General features: G+C 71.6%; 10 protein-coding genes and 3 pseudogenes. 5 read left to right on the forward strand and 8 right to left on the reverse strand.

Annotation, left to right across the window (positions count from 1 at the left end; all coding sequences use genetic code 11):
• Positions 1-14: 14 nt before the first annotated feature.
• From J7E91_RS34235 to J7E91_RS34265, 7 genes are all read right to left on the reverse strand, one after another.
• Positions 15-1,280: a Gfo/Idh/MocA family protein gene (locus tag J7E91_RS34235; protein ID WP_214911146.1), complete on the reverse strand. Its 1,266-nt coding sequence runs from the start codon at positions 1,278-1,280 to the stop codon at positions 15-17.
• 58 nt (positions 1,281-1,338) lie between these two features.
• Complete coding sequence (locus tag J7E91_RS34240) at positions 1,339-2,379, reverse strand: substrate-binding domain-containing protein (RefSeq protein WP_214911148.1); 1,041 nt, start codon at positions 2,377-2,379, stop codon at positions 1,339-1,341.
• A gap of 75 nt (positions 2,380-2,454) precedes the next feature.
• Positions 2,455-3,501 (reverse strand): ABC transporter permease, encoded by a 1,047-nt coding sequence (locus J7E91_RS34245; RefSeq protein ID WP_214911150.1) that lies wholly within the window; start codon positions 3,499-3,501, stop codon positions 2,455-2,457.
• Positions 3,498-5,042 carry a sugar ABC transporter ATP-binding protein gene (locus J7E91_RS34250; RefSeq protein WP_374224823.1) on the reverse strand — a complete coding sequence of 515 codons (1,545 nt, stop codon included), beginning with the start codon at positions 5,040-5,042 and terminating at the stop codon, positions 3,498-3,500. Before J7E91_RS34250 ends, J7E91_RS34245 begins: the two co-directional genes overlap by 4 nt.
• A 125-nt stretch (positions 5,043-5,167) precedes the next feature.
• Entirely contained in the window at positions 5,168-6,349 is a 1,182-nt protein-coding gene (locus J7E91_RS34255) for an ROK family transcriptional regulator (protein ID WP_214911154.1), read from the reverse strand.
• 187 nt (positions 6,350-6,536) lie between these two features.
• On the reverse strand, positions 6,537-7,217 hold the full coding sequence (locus J7E91_RS34260) for a GntR family transcriptional regulator (protein WP_214911156.1): 681 nt from the start codon (positions 7,215-7,217) through the stop codon (positions 6,537-6,539).
• A 137-nt stretch (positions 7,218-7,354) separates the two neighbouring features.
• Complete coding sequence (locus tag J7E91_RS34265) at positions 7,355-8,302, reverse strand: beta-ketoacyl-ACP synthase III (RefSeq protein WP_214911158.1); 948 nt, start codon at positions 8,300-8,302, stop codon at positions 7,355-7,357.
• A gap of 215 nt (positions 8,303-8,517) precedes the next feature.
• Between J7E91_RS34265 and J7E91_RS37165 the strand changes: the two are divergent.
• The 5 genes and pseudogenes from J7E91_RS37165 to fdhD all read left to right on the forward strand — a co-directional run.
• Positions 8,518-9,039, forward strand: a pseudogene (locus J7E91_RS37165) (2-dehydropantoate 2-reductase); the annotation flags it as partial.
• 3 nt (positions 9,040-9,042) lie between these two features.
• Positions 9,043-9,852, forward strand: coding sequence for a molybdopterin oxidoreductase family protein (locus J7E91_RS37170; RefSeq protein ID WP_374224824.1), 810 nt, complete (start codon positions 9,043-9,045; stop codon positions 9,850-9,852).
• Between the two features lie 733 nt (positions 9,853-10,585).
• Positions 10,586-11,845, forward strand: a pseudogene (locus J7E91_RS34275) (NADH-quinone oxidoreductase subunit F); the annotation flags it as partial.
• A pseudogene (locus J7E91_RS34280) lies at positions 11,842-12,476 on the forward strand (2Fe-2S iron-sulfur cluster-binding protein). The pseudogenes J7E91_RS34275 and J7E91_RS34280, both read left to right, overlap by 4 nt.
• Positions 12,477-12,510: 34 nt before the next feature.
• Positions 12,511-13,350, forward strand: a complete 840-nt coding sequence (gene fdhD, locus J7E91_RS34285; RefSeq protein WP_214911200.1) for a formate dehydrogenase accessory sulfurtransferase FdhD — start codon at positions 12,511-12,513, stop codon at positions 13,348-13,350.
• Between the two features lie 80 nt (positions 13,351-13,430).
• Here the strand turns inward: fdhD and J7E91_RS34290 are convergent, their stop codons facing one another.
• Entirely contained in the window at positions 13,431-13,844 is a 414-nt protein-coding gene (locus J7E91_RS34290; RefSeq protein WP_214911162.1) for a (2Fe-2S) ferredoxin domain-containing protein, read from the reverse strand.
• Positions 13,845-13,933: the final 89 nt, after the last annotated feature.

Consider the following 13,933-nt stretch of genomic DNA (forward strand, 5'->3'; position numbering starts at 1 on the left):
GCGTGACAGCCCTCCTACAGTGCCTGCGGTGCGGGGAGTACGGGGGTGTAGACCGCGTTCTTCTCGGCGCTCTCCTCCACCGCCGCCAGCACCCGCTGCACCTGCAGCCCGTCCGCGAAGGACGGCTCCGGGTCGGTGCCGGTGGCGATGGCGTGCAGCAGGTCGCGTGCCTGGTGGACGAAGGTGTGCTCGTACCCCAGGGCGTGGCCGGGCGGCCACCACGCCTCCAGGTACGGATGCTCCGGCTCCGTCACCAGGATGCGCCGGAAGCCGGAAGAGGCGGCGGGCTCGGTGTGGTCGTGGAAGGACAGTTCGTTCAGCCGCTCCAGGTCGAAGGCCAGCGAGCCGCGCTCACCATTGAGTTCGATACGGAGCGCGTTCTTGCGGCCCGCCGCCATCCGCGTCGCCTCGAAGGAGGCCAGAGCCCCCGAAGCCAGCCGCCCGGTGAAGAGCGCCGAGTCGTCGACGGTGACCGGACCGCGTTCGGCGGCGCCGCCCCCGCCCGCCGAAAGCCCGGCCGACGCACCCGCCGGCAGCGGCCTCGACCGTACGAACGTCTCCGTCATGGCCGAGACTCCCACCAGCGGCTCCCCCGCCAGGTACTGCGCGAGGTCCACGATGTGCGCGCCCAGGTCGCCGAGCGCACCGGAGCCCGCGTGTTCCCGCTGCAGCCGCCAGGTCAGCGGGAAGTCCGGGTCGACGAGCCAGTCCTGGAGATAGGTGACCCGTACGTGCCTGAGCGCCCCGAGCCTGCCCTCCGCGATCAGCCGGCGGGCGTACGTCATGGCGGGCACCCGGCGATAGTTGAAGCCCACCATCGCCACCTGCCCCCGCGCGCGGGCACGCCCGGCGGCGGCCGTCATGGCCTCCGCCTCGGCGACCGAGTTGGCCAGCGGCTTCTCGCACAGCACGTGCTTGCCCGCGTCGAGCGCGGCGACCGCTATCTCCGCGTGGCTGTCCCCCGGGGTGCAGATGTCGACGATGTGCACGTCGTCGCGGGCGATGAGGTCGCGCCAGTCGGTCTCCGCCGCCGCCCAGCCGTGCTTGTCCGCCGCGGCGCGTACGGCCTTGCCGTCGCGTCCGCAGACGGCCGCGAGAACCGGCCGCGCCGGCAGGTCGAAGACGCGGCCCGCGGTGCGCCAGCCCTGCGAGTGGGCGGCTCCCATGAACGCGTATCCGACCATGCCGACACCGAGTGCCGGTGGCGACGCACCGGCCGGAGCACCGACCGGCGTTTCTCCGGTGGCGGCCTCTGTCTCCGTCTCTTCCCTGAGGGCCATACGGATTCCTCCTCGTCGAACTGGTCACTCGCACGGTGGGGGCGGGCGGGCGGCCCGGTCAGCTGAAGCCCGTCGGCAGGTACTCGTCGACGTTGTCCTTCGTGACGACGGCCGAGTAGAGGGTGATCGAGGCCGGGATCTCCAGCTCCGCCATGCCACCGACGCCCTTGCCCTGGCCGAGCGCGCGGGCCAGGTCGATGGCGGAGGCGGCCATGGTCGGCGGGTAGAGGACGGTGGCCTTCAGCACACTGTTGTCGGCCTTGATGGCGTCCATCGCGGCCTTGGCACCCGCCCCGCCGACCATAAGGAAGTCGTCGCGCCCGGCCTGCTGGATGGCCCGCAGGGCGCCCACGCCCTGGTCGTCGTCGTGGTTCCACAGTGCGTCGAACTGCTTCTGCGCCTGGAGCAGTTGCGCCATCTTGGCCTGGCCCGACTCGACGGTGAAGTCGGCGGCCTGGCGGGCTACGCGCTTGACATTGGGGTAGTTCTTGAGGGCATCCGCGAAGCCCTGGCTGCGCTGCTTGGTGAGCTCCAGGTTGTCGAGTCCCGCGAGCTCCACCACCTTGGCGTTCGGCTTGTCCTTGAGCTGCTCGCCGATGTAGTTGCCCGCGTTGAGGCCCATGCCGTAGTTGTCGCCGCCGATCCAGCAACGGTATGCCTGCGGCGAGGCGAAGATGCGGTCCAGGTTGATGACGGGGATGCCGGCCTTCATCGCCTGGAGGCCGACCTGGGTGAGGGCCTTGCCGTCGGCCGGCAGGATCACCAGTACGTCGACCTTCTTGTTGATCAGCGTCTGGACCTGGCCGATCTGCGCGGCGGTGTCGTTGGATCCCTCGGTGATCTCCAGGGTCACCTCGGAGTACTTCTCGGCGCGCGACTTGGCGTTCTCGTTGATGGCGTTGAGCCACCCGTGGTCGGCCTGCGGGCCCGCGAACCCGATGGTGACCTTCTTGCCCGGCTTGTCATCGGTGGCGGCCGGTTGGTTGTCGGCGGCCGTGCCCTTCGTCTTGGGTTCATTGCTGGTGCAGGCGGTGAGCAGGGCGCCGGCGGACACGGCCGCGGTACCGAAGAGCAGTCCTCTGCGACTGGTTTCTGGCATGACGGTTCCAACCCTTCAGGTCAGGCCTTACGGGAGAAAGGGGGAGAAAAAGGGGAGAGGAGAAGCGGTACGAGGTCAGGTCTCGCCGTCGCGCGCTGTGCGGCGCTGGACCAGTACGGCGGCGACGATGATCGCGCCCTTGGCGATCTGCTGTACGTCGCTCTGCAGGTTGTTGAGCGCGAAGATGTTGGTGATCGTGGTGAAGACCAGGACACCGAGTACGGAACCGACGATCGTGCCCCGGCCGCCGCTGAGCAGCGTCCCGCCGATGATGGCCGCGGCGATGGCGTCGAGCTCGTACAGGTTCCCGTTGGTGTTCTGCCCCGAGCCTGACAGGACGATGAGGAGGAAGGCCGCGATTCCGCAGCACAGTCCGGACAGCAGGTAGAGGTAGAGGCGCTGTCGGCGTACGTCGATGCCGGCGAGCCTGGCCGCTTCCGCGTTGCCGCCGACCGCGACCGTACGCCGCCCGAAGGTGGTGCGGTTGAGCAGCAGCCAGCCGACTACGGTGACGACGGCGAAAACGAGGACGAGGGGCGGTATGCCCAGGACGTACGAGTCCGGGATGCCGAGGTCGAGTACGGAGTTGACGGTGACGATCTGCGTCTTGCCGTCGGTGATCTGGAGGGCGAGTCCGCGGGCCGACGCCAGCATGGCGAGCGTCGCGATGAACGGCACCATCCCGCCGTAGGCGATGAGCAGCCCGTTGACGAGACCGCAGGCGAGGCCGACGACCACCGCCGTGAAGAGGATGCCCGCGAAGCCGTACTCCTGGGTCGCGAGCGTCGTCGCCCACACCGAGGCGAGCGCCACGATCGCGCCGACCGAGAGGTCGATGCCGCCGCTGGTGATGACGAAGGTCATGCCGACGGTGACGACGCCGATGACGGAGGCCTGGGTGAGGACGAGCTGGAGGTTGCTGCTGTCCAGGAACTGCTCGGGCTTGGTGAGCCCGCCGACCGCGACGAGGACGGCGAGTACGCCGAGCAACGACAGGTTACGCATGTCGAGGCGCAGCCCGAGCCTGTGCCAGGCCGACTGCCGCGTGGGCGTCTTGGCGGTGGTGACCACGGGTCCGTCCTGCTGCTGTTGTCGCTGCGCCGGCGATGCAGGCTGCGTCATGGTGTCGGGCTCCCTTCCATCACGAGGTCGAGTACGCGGTGCTCGTCGAGCTCCCGGGCGGGCGCCGTGTGGACGACGCGCCCCTCCCTGAGCACCAGCACCCGGTCGGCGAGGCCCAGGACTTCCGGGACTTCGCTGGATACGAGGAGAACGGCGAGGCCTTCGTCGGCCAGCCCGCGGATCACGGCGTACAGCTCGGCGCGCGCCCCGACGTCGACGCCGCGCGTCGGCTCGTCGAGCAGCAGGACGCGGCAGCCGCGCAGCAGCCAGCGGGCGAGTACGGCTTTTTGCTGGTTGCCGCCGGACAGGGTGCTGATGCGGGCGTCGGGGTTGTCGGGGCGCAGCGACAGTTCGCGGGTGGCGGTCTGAGCGGCCTCGCGTTCGGCCGTACGGTCGAGCCAGCCGCCGCGCGAGAAGCGGGCCAGGGTGGACACGGACACGTTGCGGGTGACGGATTCGAGCATCAGCAGGCCCTGGGCCTTGCGTTCTTCGGGGGCGAGCCCGATGCCGGCGCGGACGGCGGCGCGGACGCTGCCGGGGCGCAGGGGGCGCCCGTCGATGAGTACGCGCCCGGCGGTGGGCTTGCGCGCCCCGTAGATCGTCTCCAGGACTTCCGAGCGCCCGGAGCCGACGAGCCCGGCGAGGCCGACGATCTCGCCGGGGCGGATGTCGAGGTCGAGAGGCGCGAACTCCCCTTCCCTGGCGAGGCCTTCGACCCGTAGGACGGGCTCGGCGCGTGGTGGGTCACCCGCGGGTCGCCCGGGGAAGACGTACTCGACATCGCGGCCCGTCATCAGCGCGACGACGTCACGCGTCGGGGTGCTCTTGGCGGGCAGTCCGACCGCGACCGCGCGTCCGTCCTTGAGCACGGTCACGCGGTCGCCGATGCGGCGGATCTCTTCGAGCCGGTGGGAGATGTAGACGACGGCGACGCCGTCCGCGGTGAGCCCCGCGACGATCCGGAAGAGGTTGTCGACCTCGTCCGGGTCGAGGGCGGCGGACGGCTCGTCCATCACGATGAGGCGTACGTCGTGGGAGAGCGCCCGCGCCATGGAGACGATCTGCTGCTGGGCGGCGGACAGCGAGCCGACCAGGCTGCCCGCGTCGATCTCGGAGTGACCGAGCCGCTTGAGGAGGGCGGTAGCGGAGGCGCGGGCCTCCCTGCCGCGTACGACAAAGCCGGCGGTGGTCGGCTCGTGGCCGAGGAAGATGTTCTCGGCGACCGACAGGCCCTCCACCAGGTCGAGTTCCTGGTAGATGGTGGCGATGCCGAGTCGCATGGCGGCGATGGGCGACTTGAGGGTGACCGCGCCGCCCTGCCAGGTGATCTCGCCGCCGTCGGGCTGGTGCACGCCGGCGAGGACCTTGATGAGGGTGGACTTGCCGGCGCCGTTCTGGCCGAGCAGGCAGTGGACCTCGCCCGCCTGGACCTCCAGGTCCACGCCGTCGAGGGCGCGGACGCCGGGGAAGGACTTGGTGATGCCGGACATCGTGAGAAGAAGGGGTGGGGCTGGGGCTGGGGCTGCTTGTGGTGGTGCCATGACGGTTCCCCTCGGCTGGTGCGGCGGCCGGTGAGCGAGCAGGGCGCTGTGCTGTTCCGGGGACAACCCCCGGACCCCCGGCCGAAAGAGCGGGGGTGGTGCCGTATTACTTGCCGGCCAGAGGCTCAGGCAGGCGAGAACAGGTGGTCGCTGATGAGCCTGGCCGCGCCGATCACGCCGGCGGCGGGCCCCAGCTCGCCCAGGACGATGGGCAGGTTGCCGGTCGCGAGCGGCAGCGACTGGCGGTAGACCTGGGTACGGACGCTGGCGAGCAGGGTGTGGCCGAGGCCGGTCACCCCGCCGCCGATCACCACGAGCCCGGGGTTGAAGAAGCTGACGAGTCCGGCGATGACCTGGCCGACACGGTTTCCGCCCTCGCGGATGAGGTCGAGCGAGGTGGCGTCGCCGGCGGCGGCGGCCGCGGCGACGTCGGCGGCCGTGAGCCGTCCCGCCGTTTCCAGCCGCGCGGCCAGTTCCGGTGAGCGGCCGGAGCGGGCCGCGTCCTCGGCGTCGCGGGCGAGCGCGGCGCCGCTGAAGTGGGCTTCCAGGCAGCCCTTGTTGCCGCAGGCGCAAGCGCGGCCGTCCGGTTCGACCTGGATGTGGCCGATGTCGCCGGCGCTGCCGGTCGTACCCCGGTAGACCTCGCCGCCGACGACGATGCCGCAGCCGATGCCGGTGCCGATCTTGACGCAGAGGAAGTCGCCCACCGAGCGTGCGACGCCCGCGTGCTGCTCCCCCATCGCCATCAGGTTCACGTCGTTGTCGACCATGACGGGGCAGCCCAGTTCCTGGCTGAGTGCCTCGCGTACGGGAAAACCGTCCCAGCCCGGCATGATCGGCGGCGCGACCGGCACACCCTCCGGGAAGCGGACCGGGCCCGGCACACCTATGCCGGCCCCGTCGAAGCCCTCGGCGAGGCCGGACGCCTTGAGCTTGGCGGCGAGGGCGAGGGCCTGCTCGAAGACCGCGACCGGGCCCTCCCGTACGTCCATGGGGTGGTTGAGGTGACCGAGTACCTCCAACTCCGCGTTGGTGACGGCCACGTCGATCGAGGTGGCGCCGATGTCGATGCCCAGGAAACGCAGGGCGGGTGCGAGCCGGATGTTGTGCGAGCGGCGGCCGCCGCGCGAGGCGGCGAGGCCGTCGGCGACGACCAGACCGGTGTCGAGCAGCCGGTCGACCTCGACGGCGAGTTTGGAACGGGAGAGATCGATCTGATCGCCGAGCTGGGCACGGGAGTTGGGCCCGCCGTCGCGCAGCAGGCGGAGCAGTCGCGCCTGATGCGCGTTCGCGGGTCGAGCCGTCATCCGTCTCACGTGCCCCTCCCTGCCTCATCGGCCGTTCACTGCCGGGCTTTGGAGGGGAACGTAGCAGCGGCTGCCGGAAGTGGGAAGAAGTTGCGCAGCAATCCACTACAACTTTCTCCACACCGAGGACAAAGCCGGAGCCGTCCACAACTGAGCGGCCTTCAGCCTCCCTTGGGGCCGTACGCGATCACCCTTGCGCCACGCGCTCGTGGTACGTCGTGCGGGTGTGTTCCGTGTGGGCACGCATGATCTCGGTGGCGCGCTGCTCGTCGCGGTCCGCGATCGCCGCGATCAGCGCACGGTGCTCGATCCAGGACTGCTTGCCGCGCTGCCGGGCGACCGGCGTGTAGTACCAGCGGACGCGCCGGCCGACCTGCGCCGCCAGTTCGGTGAGGACGACATTGCCCGCCAGCTCCATGACCTTGGCGTGGAACTGGGCGTTGAGCGACACGGCGAGGTCCACGTCGTCGTCCGCGACAGCCTGCTCGCCCCGCGCGCACACCTCTTCGAGCGCGGCGATCCCGGCGGAACCCGCGTGGGCGGCGGCGAGCCTGGCCGCTTCCGCCTCAAGGAGGGTACGTACGGAGAGCAGCTGGTCTGCCTCCTCCTCGGTGGGCTCGTGGACGAACGCGCCCTGCGCGGGCCGCAGATCGACCCACCCCTCCGTGTTGAGCCGCTGCAACGCCTCACGCACCGGCTGCCTGGAGACCCCGAGGTGTCCGGCGAGCTCGCTCTCGATCAGGTGCCGGCCGGGCCGCAGGGCCCGGGTCGTGATGAGTTCGAGCAGCGCCTCGTACACGCGCTCACGGAGTGGTCCGGGCCTCTCCAGCTTGGGTACGGTCCCGTGCGGCAGTCCTGCGGACAACATCGCGGTGTCCCCCTTCGGGCAAACATCGGCGAGCGCTGACATGTGGATTGGCTATCGTCTACAGTCTACTGATCGCGTTCGGGTAAGGGCCCCGGTGCTGTCGCGCCGGGGCCCGGACTCATGGCGGAGGGGACGGATCAGGGGCAGCGGATGACCTGGCCCGCGTACGAGAGATTGCCGCCGAAACCGAAGAGCAGCACGGGCGCGCCGGACTCGATCTCGCCGCGCTCGACCAGCTTGGACAGCGCCATCGGGATGCTGGCCGCCGAGGTGTTGCCCGAGTCGACGACATCGCGGGCGATCACCGCGTTCACCGCGCCGATCTTCTGCGCGACGGGCTCGATGATCCGCAGGTTCGCCTGGTGCAGGACGACCGCCGCCAGCTCCTCGGGCGTCACGCCGGCCCGCTCACACACCTTGCGCGCGATGGGCGGCAGCTGGGTGGTGGCCCAGCGGTAGACGGACTGGCCCTCCTGGGCGAAGCGCGGGGGCGTGCCCTCGATGCGTACGGCGTGACCCATCTCCGGCACCGAGCCCCAGAGCACCGGGCCGATCCCCGGCTCCGCGTCCTCGGCGCACGCCTCGACGACCGCGGCGCCCGCGCCGTCGCCGACGAGCACGCAGGTGGTGCGGTCGGTCCAGTCGGCGATCTCGGCCATCTTGTCGGCGCCGATAACCAGCGCGCGGGTGGCGGATCCGGCCCGTACGGCGTGGTCGGCCGTCGCGAGGGCGTGCGTGAAGCCCGAGCAGACGACGTTGAGGTCCATCACCGCGGGCGAGCCCATGCCGAGGCGGGCGGCGACGCGGGCGGCCATGTTCGGGGAGCGGTTGATCGCGGTGGAAGTGGCGACCAGGACGAGGTCGATGTCGGCAGGGGTGAGACCCGCGGAGGCGAGGGCCTTGGCTCCGGCGTGCGCGGCCAGCTCGTCCACGGGCTCGTCGGGGCCCGCGACATGGCGGGTCCTGATGCCGACCCGGCTGGTGATCCACTCGTCACTGGTGTCGACCATGGCCGTCAGATCGTCGTTCGTGAGCACCTTGGCAGGCTGATAGTGCCCGAGCGCGACGACTCGTGAGCCGGTCATTGGCGGTTCCACCCCTCTTTGCGGACAGTCGGAACGGTCCAGTCTTCTTTGTGACTCACCAGTACGACGGCACGTCAACCGACAGGATTCGCCCCCGACTCTTTGGAGCTTCCTGCCGACGGCGGGCCTTGACCGGCCCGAGGCATACTGTAGACAATATTCTGTCGACCCTTCCCGCTCCCCCTCACTCGGTCCCTCAGCGATCGGAGAGCTCCGTGAAAGTCGCAGTTGTCGGCGCCGGAGCCATCGGCGCGTATGTCGGGGCCGCGCTCCACCGCGCGGGCGCCGAGGTCCATCTGATCGCCCGCGGCCCGCACCTCACGGCCATGCGCCAGGGCGGCGTCCGGGTGCTCAGCCCCCGCGGCCACTTCACCGCGCGGCCCGCCGCGACCGACGACCCGGCCGAGGTCGGGCCCGTCGACTACGTCTTCCTCGGCCTGAAGGCCAATTCCTACGCGGGCTCGGGCCCTCTCGTACACCCGCTCCTGCACGACCGTACGGCGGTGATCGCCGCGCAGAACGGCATCCCCTGGTGGTACTTCCACGGCCTGCCGGGACCGTACGAGGGCCGCCGCATCGAGAGCGTCGACCCGGCGGGCACCGTCAGCGCGACCCTGCCGCCGGCCCGCGCCATCGGGTGTGTCGTGTACGCCGCGACCGAGATCGAGGCCCCCGGCGTCGTACGGCACCTGGAAGGCACCCGCTTCTCGATCGGCGAGCCTGGGCGCGATGTCTCGCAGCTGGCGGACGTGGTCCTGCCCGCCACGGCGGCGTGGGCGGAGACGGACGGTACGACGACCAACAGTGAGCGGCGCGTGCAGCGGGTGCGGGCGGCGGTGAAGCCGCCCGGTGAGGCGCGCGAGGACATCGACATCATCTGCGCGCTGGCCGGACGGCTGGGTCACGGTGGTCACGCCTGGAAGTTCGCCGACTCGGAAGCGGTCTGGAACGAGCTGCGGGCCCTTTCCCCCGATCACTACGGCATGACGTACGACCGTCTGGAGGAACACCAGGGGTTGCAGTGGCCGTGTCCCGACACGGACCGCCTGCCTTCCACCTTCCTGCACGCGCGGCTGTGGGAGACGGACCCGGAGCGGCGGGGCCCGGCCGCTCCCTTCGGCCTGGTGGCCCACGACCCGCCGGTCGACCTGACGGACGAGGACTACCCGCTGCGGCTGACGACGGGGCGACGGCTGGACTCGTACAACACCGGTGTGCAGAGCGGGAGTTGCGCTTCCCCGCTGCGGCGCGGCGAGTACATCGAGCTGTGTCCCGAGGACGCGGCGGCGTACGGCGTCGAGGTGGGCGAGGAGGTCCGGGTCTCGTCGCGGCGGGGCGCGGTGACCGCGCCGGTGTGGGTCGATCCGGGGCTGCGGCCGGGGCTGGCCTTCATGACGATGCATTTCCCCGACGAGGTCGACACCAACCAGCTGACGATCGAGGCGAACTGTCCGATCGCGGGGACGGCGGAGTTCAAGGCGTCGGCCATCCGGATCGAGAAACTGGATCTGCGCGGGGACGTCGACAGGCAGGTGCCGGCATGGACGTGAAATACACGGGGGCGAAGCCGTCGGACGACGAACGGGCGGCGGTGGACGAGCTGCTCCTGGCCTGCGCGGCACGGGGCGCGGGGCCGGTGCGCGAGTCGCTGGAGGAGCGCCTGAACGCACCCCGGGCAGGCGTGTCCGTACAGCCGAGCCCCTGCCTGGGCCTGTGCGAACGGGCGCCGGCGGCGTTGTTGCTCCAGGCGGGGGTGGAGGGGGGCGCGGGGCGTGTGCGCTGGACGGGGGCGGGGCCTGGCTCGGGTCCGGACCCGACCCCGGACCGGGACGGGGCCCCCAGGGCGGGGGAGCCCCGTTCGCCGGGGCTGGGGCGGGGGCGGATTCTTTCCCCATACCCGCCCCTTCCCGAAACTGGGGGCAAGCCCCCAGACCCCCGGAGGGGGGCGCCGGTTCGGGGCGCGCGCCCAGCCGTCGGCACGGCAGCTCCGCACGCCCCGCCAGTCCAGCCCGTCCGGCGCTTGAGGACCGGGGTTCCAGGGGGCGGAGTCCCTTGGCTTCGGGAAGGGGCGGGGTGGGGGAAGAGCCCGCCGCAGGCGCCACACCGGTCGGGACGGCGGCGGCGCAGCCCGGCACTGCGGCGACCGGCACGGGGCCCGCACGGCCCGGCGCTGCGGCGCCCGGACGAGAGGCTCCGCAACCACACGGCGAGGTGGCCAGGACAGGAGCGGCGCACCCCGCCGGGACCGGCACAGTGGCCGCCGCGCCCCGTCCCCGCGCCGCCGCCGCACTCGCCCCCGCCACCGTGGAAACGGTGCTCGCGGCCGTAGGAGCCCCGGAGCGCGCCGCGCCCGAACCTCCCGCTACCGCCGCCGTACCCCAGGCCGGCGACCCGGCCCTCGTGCTCCTGAAGCGGATCGGCGGCGTTGCCCCGTACAGCCTCGACGGCTACCGCGCCGCCGACGGATACACCGCCCTGCGCCGCGCCTTCGCGCTCGGCCCGGCAGGGGTGATCCGGGAGGTACTCGACGCCGGGCTCGTGGGAAGGGGCGGTGCCGCGTTCCCCACCGGGCGGAAGTGGGAGGCGACGGCCCGCCGGCCCGACCACCCCCACTACCTGGTCTGCAACGCCGACGAGAGCGAGCCCGGCACCTTCAAGGACCGGGTGCTGATGGAGGGTGATCCGTACGCCCTCGTCGAGGCGATGACCATCGCCGGGTACGCCACCGGCGCCCACCAGGGTTACCTGTACCTCCGCGGTGAGTACCCGCGGGCGTACGAACGCCTCACCCATGCCATCGGCCAGGCCCGGTTGCGCGGTTTCCTCGGCCCGGACGTCCTCGGCCACGGCTACGCCTTCGACATCGAGATCCGGCGCGGCGCGGGCGCGTACATCTGCGGCGAGGAGACGGCGATCTTCAACGGAAAGCCGACCGCCGCCAACAACGTCGAGACGCTGGTCAACGTGCTGCCGATCCTCACGGAAGGGGCCGAGGCATACGCCCGTACCGGCACCGGGTCGTCCACCGGGACCAAACTGTTCTGCGTGTCGGGAAGCGTCGACCGCCCCGGCATCTACGAACTCCCCTTCGGCGCCCGGCTGCGCGACCTCCTCGAACTCGCGGGCCCGCCGCCCGCCCTGCGCGCCATCCTCCTCGGCGGCGCGGCCGGCGGCTTCGTACGCCCCGACGAACTCGACATCCCGCTCACCTTCGAAGGCACGCGCGCCGCCGGCGCCACCCTCGGCTCCGGAGTCGTCCTGGTCCTCGACGACACGGTCGAACTCCCCGCGATCCTCCTGCGCATCGCCGAGTTCTTCCGCGACGAGTCGTGCGGGCAGTGCGTGCCCTGCCGCGTCGGGACCGTACGCCAGGAGGAAGCACTGCACCGGATCAAGGACCGTACGAGCGCTGCCGCCGCCGGCGACATCGCGCTGCTGCGCGAGGTCGGCGGGGCCATGCGGGACGCCTCGATCTGCGGTCTCGGACAGACCGCCTGGAACGCCGTCGAGTCCGCCATCGACCGCCTGGGAGCCTTCGAATGACCGCGATTCCCCTTCAACCACCGCGCAGGCTCATCGAGTTCACCCTGGACGGGCAGGAAACCCGCGTCCCCGAGGGCTCGACGATCCTCGACGCCTGCCGGCCCGCCGGCAAGGACATCCCGACCCTGTGCCAGGGCGACACCCTCACCCCCAAGAACGCGTGCCGCCTCTGCGTCGTCGAAGTCGAAGGCGCCCGTACGCTCGCCCCGGCCTGCTCGCGCCGCGCCGAGCCCCACATGGTCGTACGTACGGACACCGAGCGCGCCCGCCACAGCCGCAAGATCGTGCTGGAGCTGCTCGCCTCGTCCACCGACCTCTCCACGACACCGCGCGCCGCCGAGTGGATCAAGGAGTACGAGGCGAAGCCGGAACGGTTCGGCCCGGACGCGGCCCGCGTCGCGCACTCAGCTTCAAGTCGGAGTTCGACATGCGGGCGGCCGGGACCTGGGACGAGGAGTCCCAGACGGAGACGACCACGGTGTGCGCGTACTGCGGCGTCGGCTGCAACCTCACCCTGCACGTACAGGACAATGAGATCGTCAAGGTCACCTCGCCGCACGACAACCCGGTGACCCACGGCAACCTGTGCATCAAGGGCCGGTTCGGCTACCAGCACGTACAACAGCGCTGATCATGAAGATCACGAAGAAGTGGGACTGATCACCATGGGACGGGTCACCGAGCGCCGCCGCGTCATCCGCGTCAGGGACGGGGTGGTGAGCGCCCGGCCGGACACGCTGGTCGCCGAGGAGCCACTGGAGATCCGGCTGAACGGCAAGCCGCTCGCGATCACGATGCGCACGCCGGGCGACGACTTCGCGCTGGCGGCGGGGTTCCTGGTGAGCGAGGGGGTGCTGGCCGCCGCCGATGACGTGCAGTCGATCGTGTACTGCGCGGGGGCCAAGGAGGACGGCTCGAACACGTACAACGTGGTGGACGTGAAGCTGGCGCCCGGCGTCCCGGTCCCCGACATCACCCTGGAACGCAACGTCTATACGACGTCGTCGTGCGGCCTGTGCGGCAAGGCGAGTCTCGACGCGGTACGCACCGCCGCCCGCTTTCCGATCGCCGACACTCCCCCGGTCCGTCTGACGCCCGAGCTGCTCGCCGGCCTCCCCGACCGGCTGCGGGCGGCGCAGCAGGTGTTCGACAGGACCGGGGGTCTGCACGCCGCCGCGCTCTTCTCGGAGGCGGGTGAGCTGCTCGACGTACGGGAGGACGTGGGCCGGCACAACGCGGTCGACAAGCTGGTGGGCCGGGCGCTCCGGGACGGCCGTCTGCCGCTGGCCCGCGCGGTGCTGCTGGTCTCCGGGCGGGCGTCCTTCGAGCTGGCGCAGAAGGCGGTGATGGCCGGGATCCCGGTCCTCGCGGCGGTCTCGGCCCCTTCCTCGCTGGCTGTGGACCTGGCGGCCGAGACGGGTCTGACGCTGGTCGGGTTCCTGCGCGGGCCGAACATGAACGTGTACGCGGGTGACGAGCGCATCGCCCTGCACTCCGGGGTCTGAGGCGCCCCGCGACACCGGATACGGGCCCGGCCGGCGGGGAGCGCCCCCTGCGCCGGCCGGGCCTCTGGGTGGAGACGCGGTCAGCGCCGCCCGCGCCGGGCCCGCTGCCGGGCCTCCGCCGGGGGCGGGATGAACTGGAGCGCGAGGGTGGCCGGTGGTGGCGCGACGCCGGGGCCGCCGGCCGCGACCCAGGCCAGGATGTCGTCCGTACAGTCGTCGTCCAGCGCCCAGCCGACCCAGGCGGCGCGCCCGCCTCTGCGGCGGCCCTCGGTGGACGGCTGGACAACGACGACGTTGGCCTGGCCGCACGGGCCGAGGCAGTCGCTGGTACGCACGACGAGCCGCCCGCCGGAGGCGGCGGCCGCGCCGCGCAGGCGGCGCAGCTGGCCTTCGTGGTCCGTACCGGGGTTCTTGCGGGCATCGCCGCAGCAGCAGCCGCGGCACACGGTGAGGGCGCAGGGACGGGGCCCGAAGGGACGTATCGCGGAAGTCACTCGACGATCTTGCCAGGCGCGGGGGCGGAGCCTTGCCTTTTCCCCTACCCGCCCCTTCCCGAACCGGGGCAAGCCCCAGACCTCGGAGG

The sequence above is a fragment of the Streptomyces sp. ISL-99 genome, from assembly GCF_018614005.1.
Classification (GTDB): Bacteria; Actinomycetota; Actinomycetes; order Streptomycetales; family Streptomycetaceae; genus Streptomyces; species Streptomyces flavidovirens.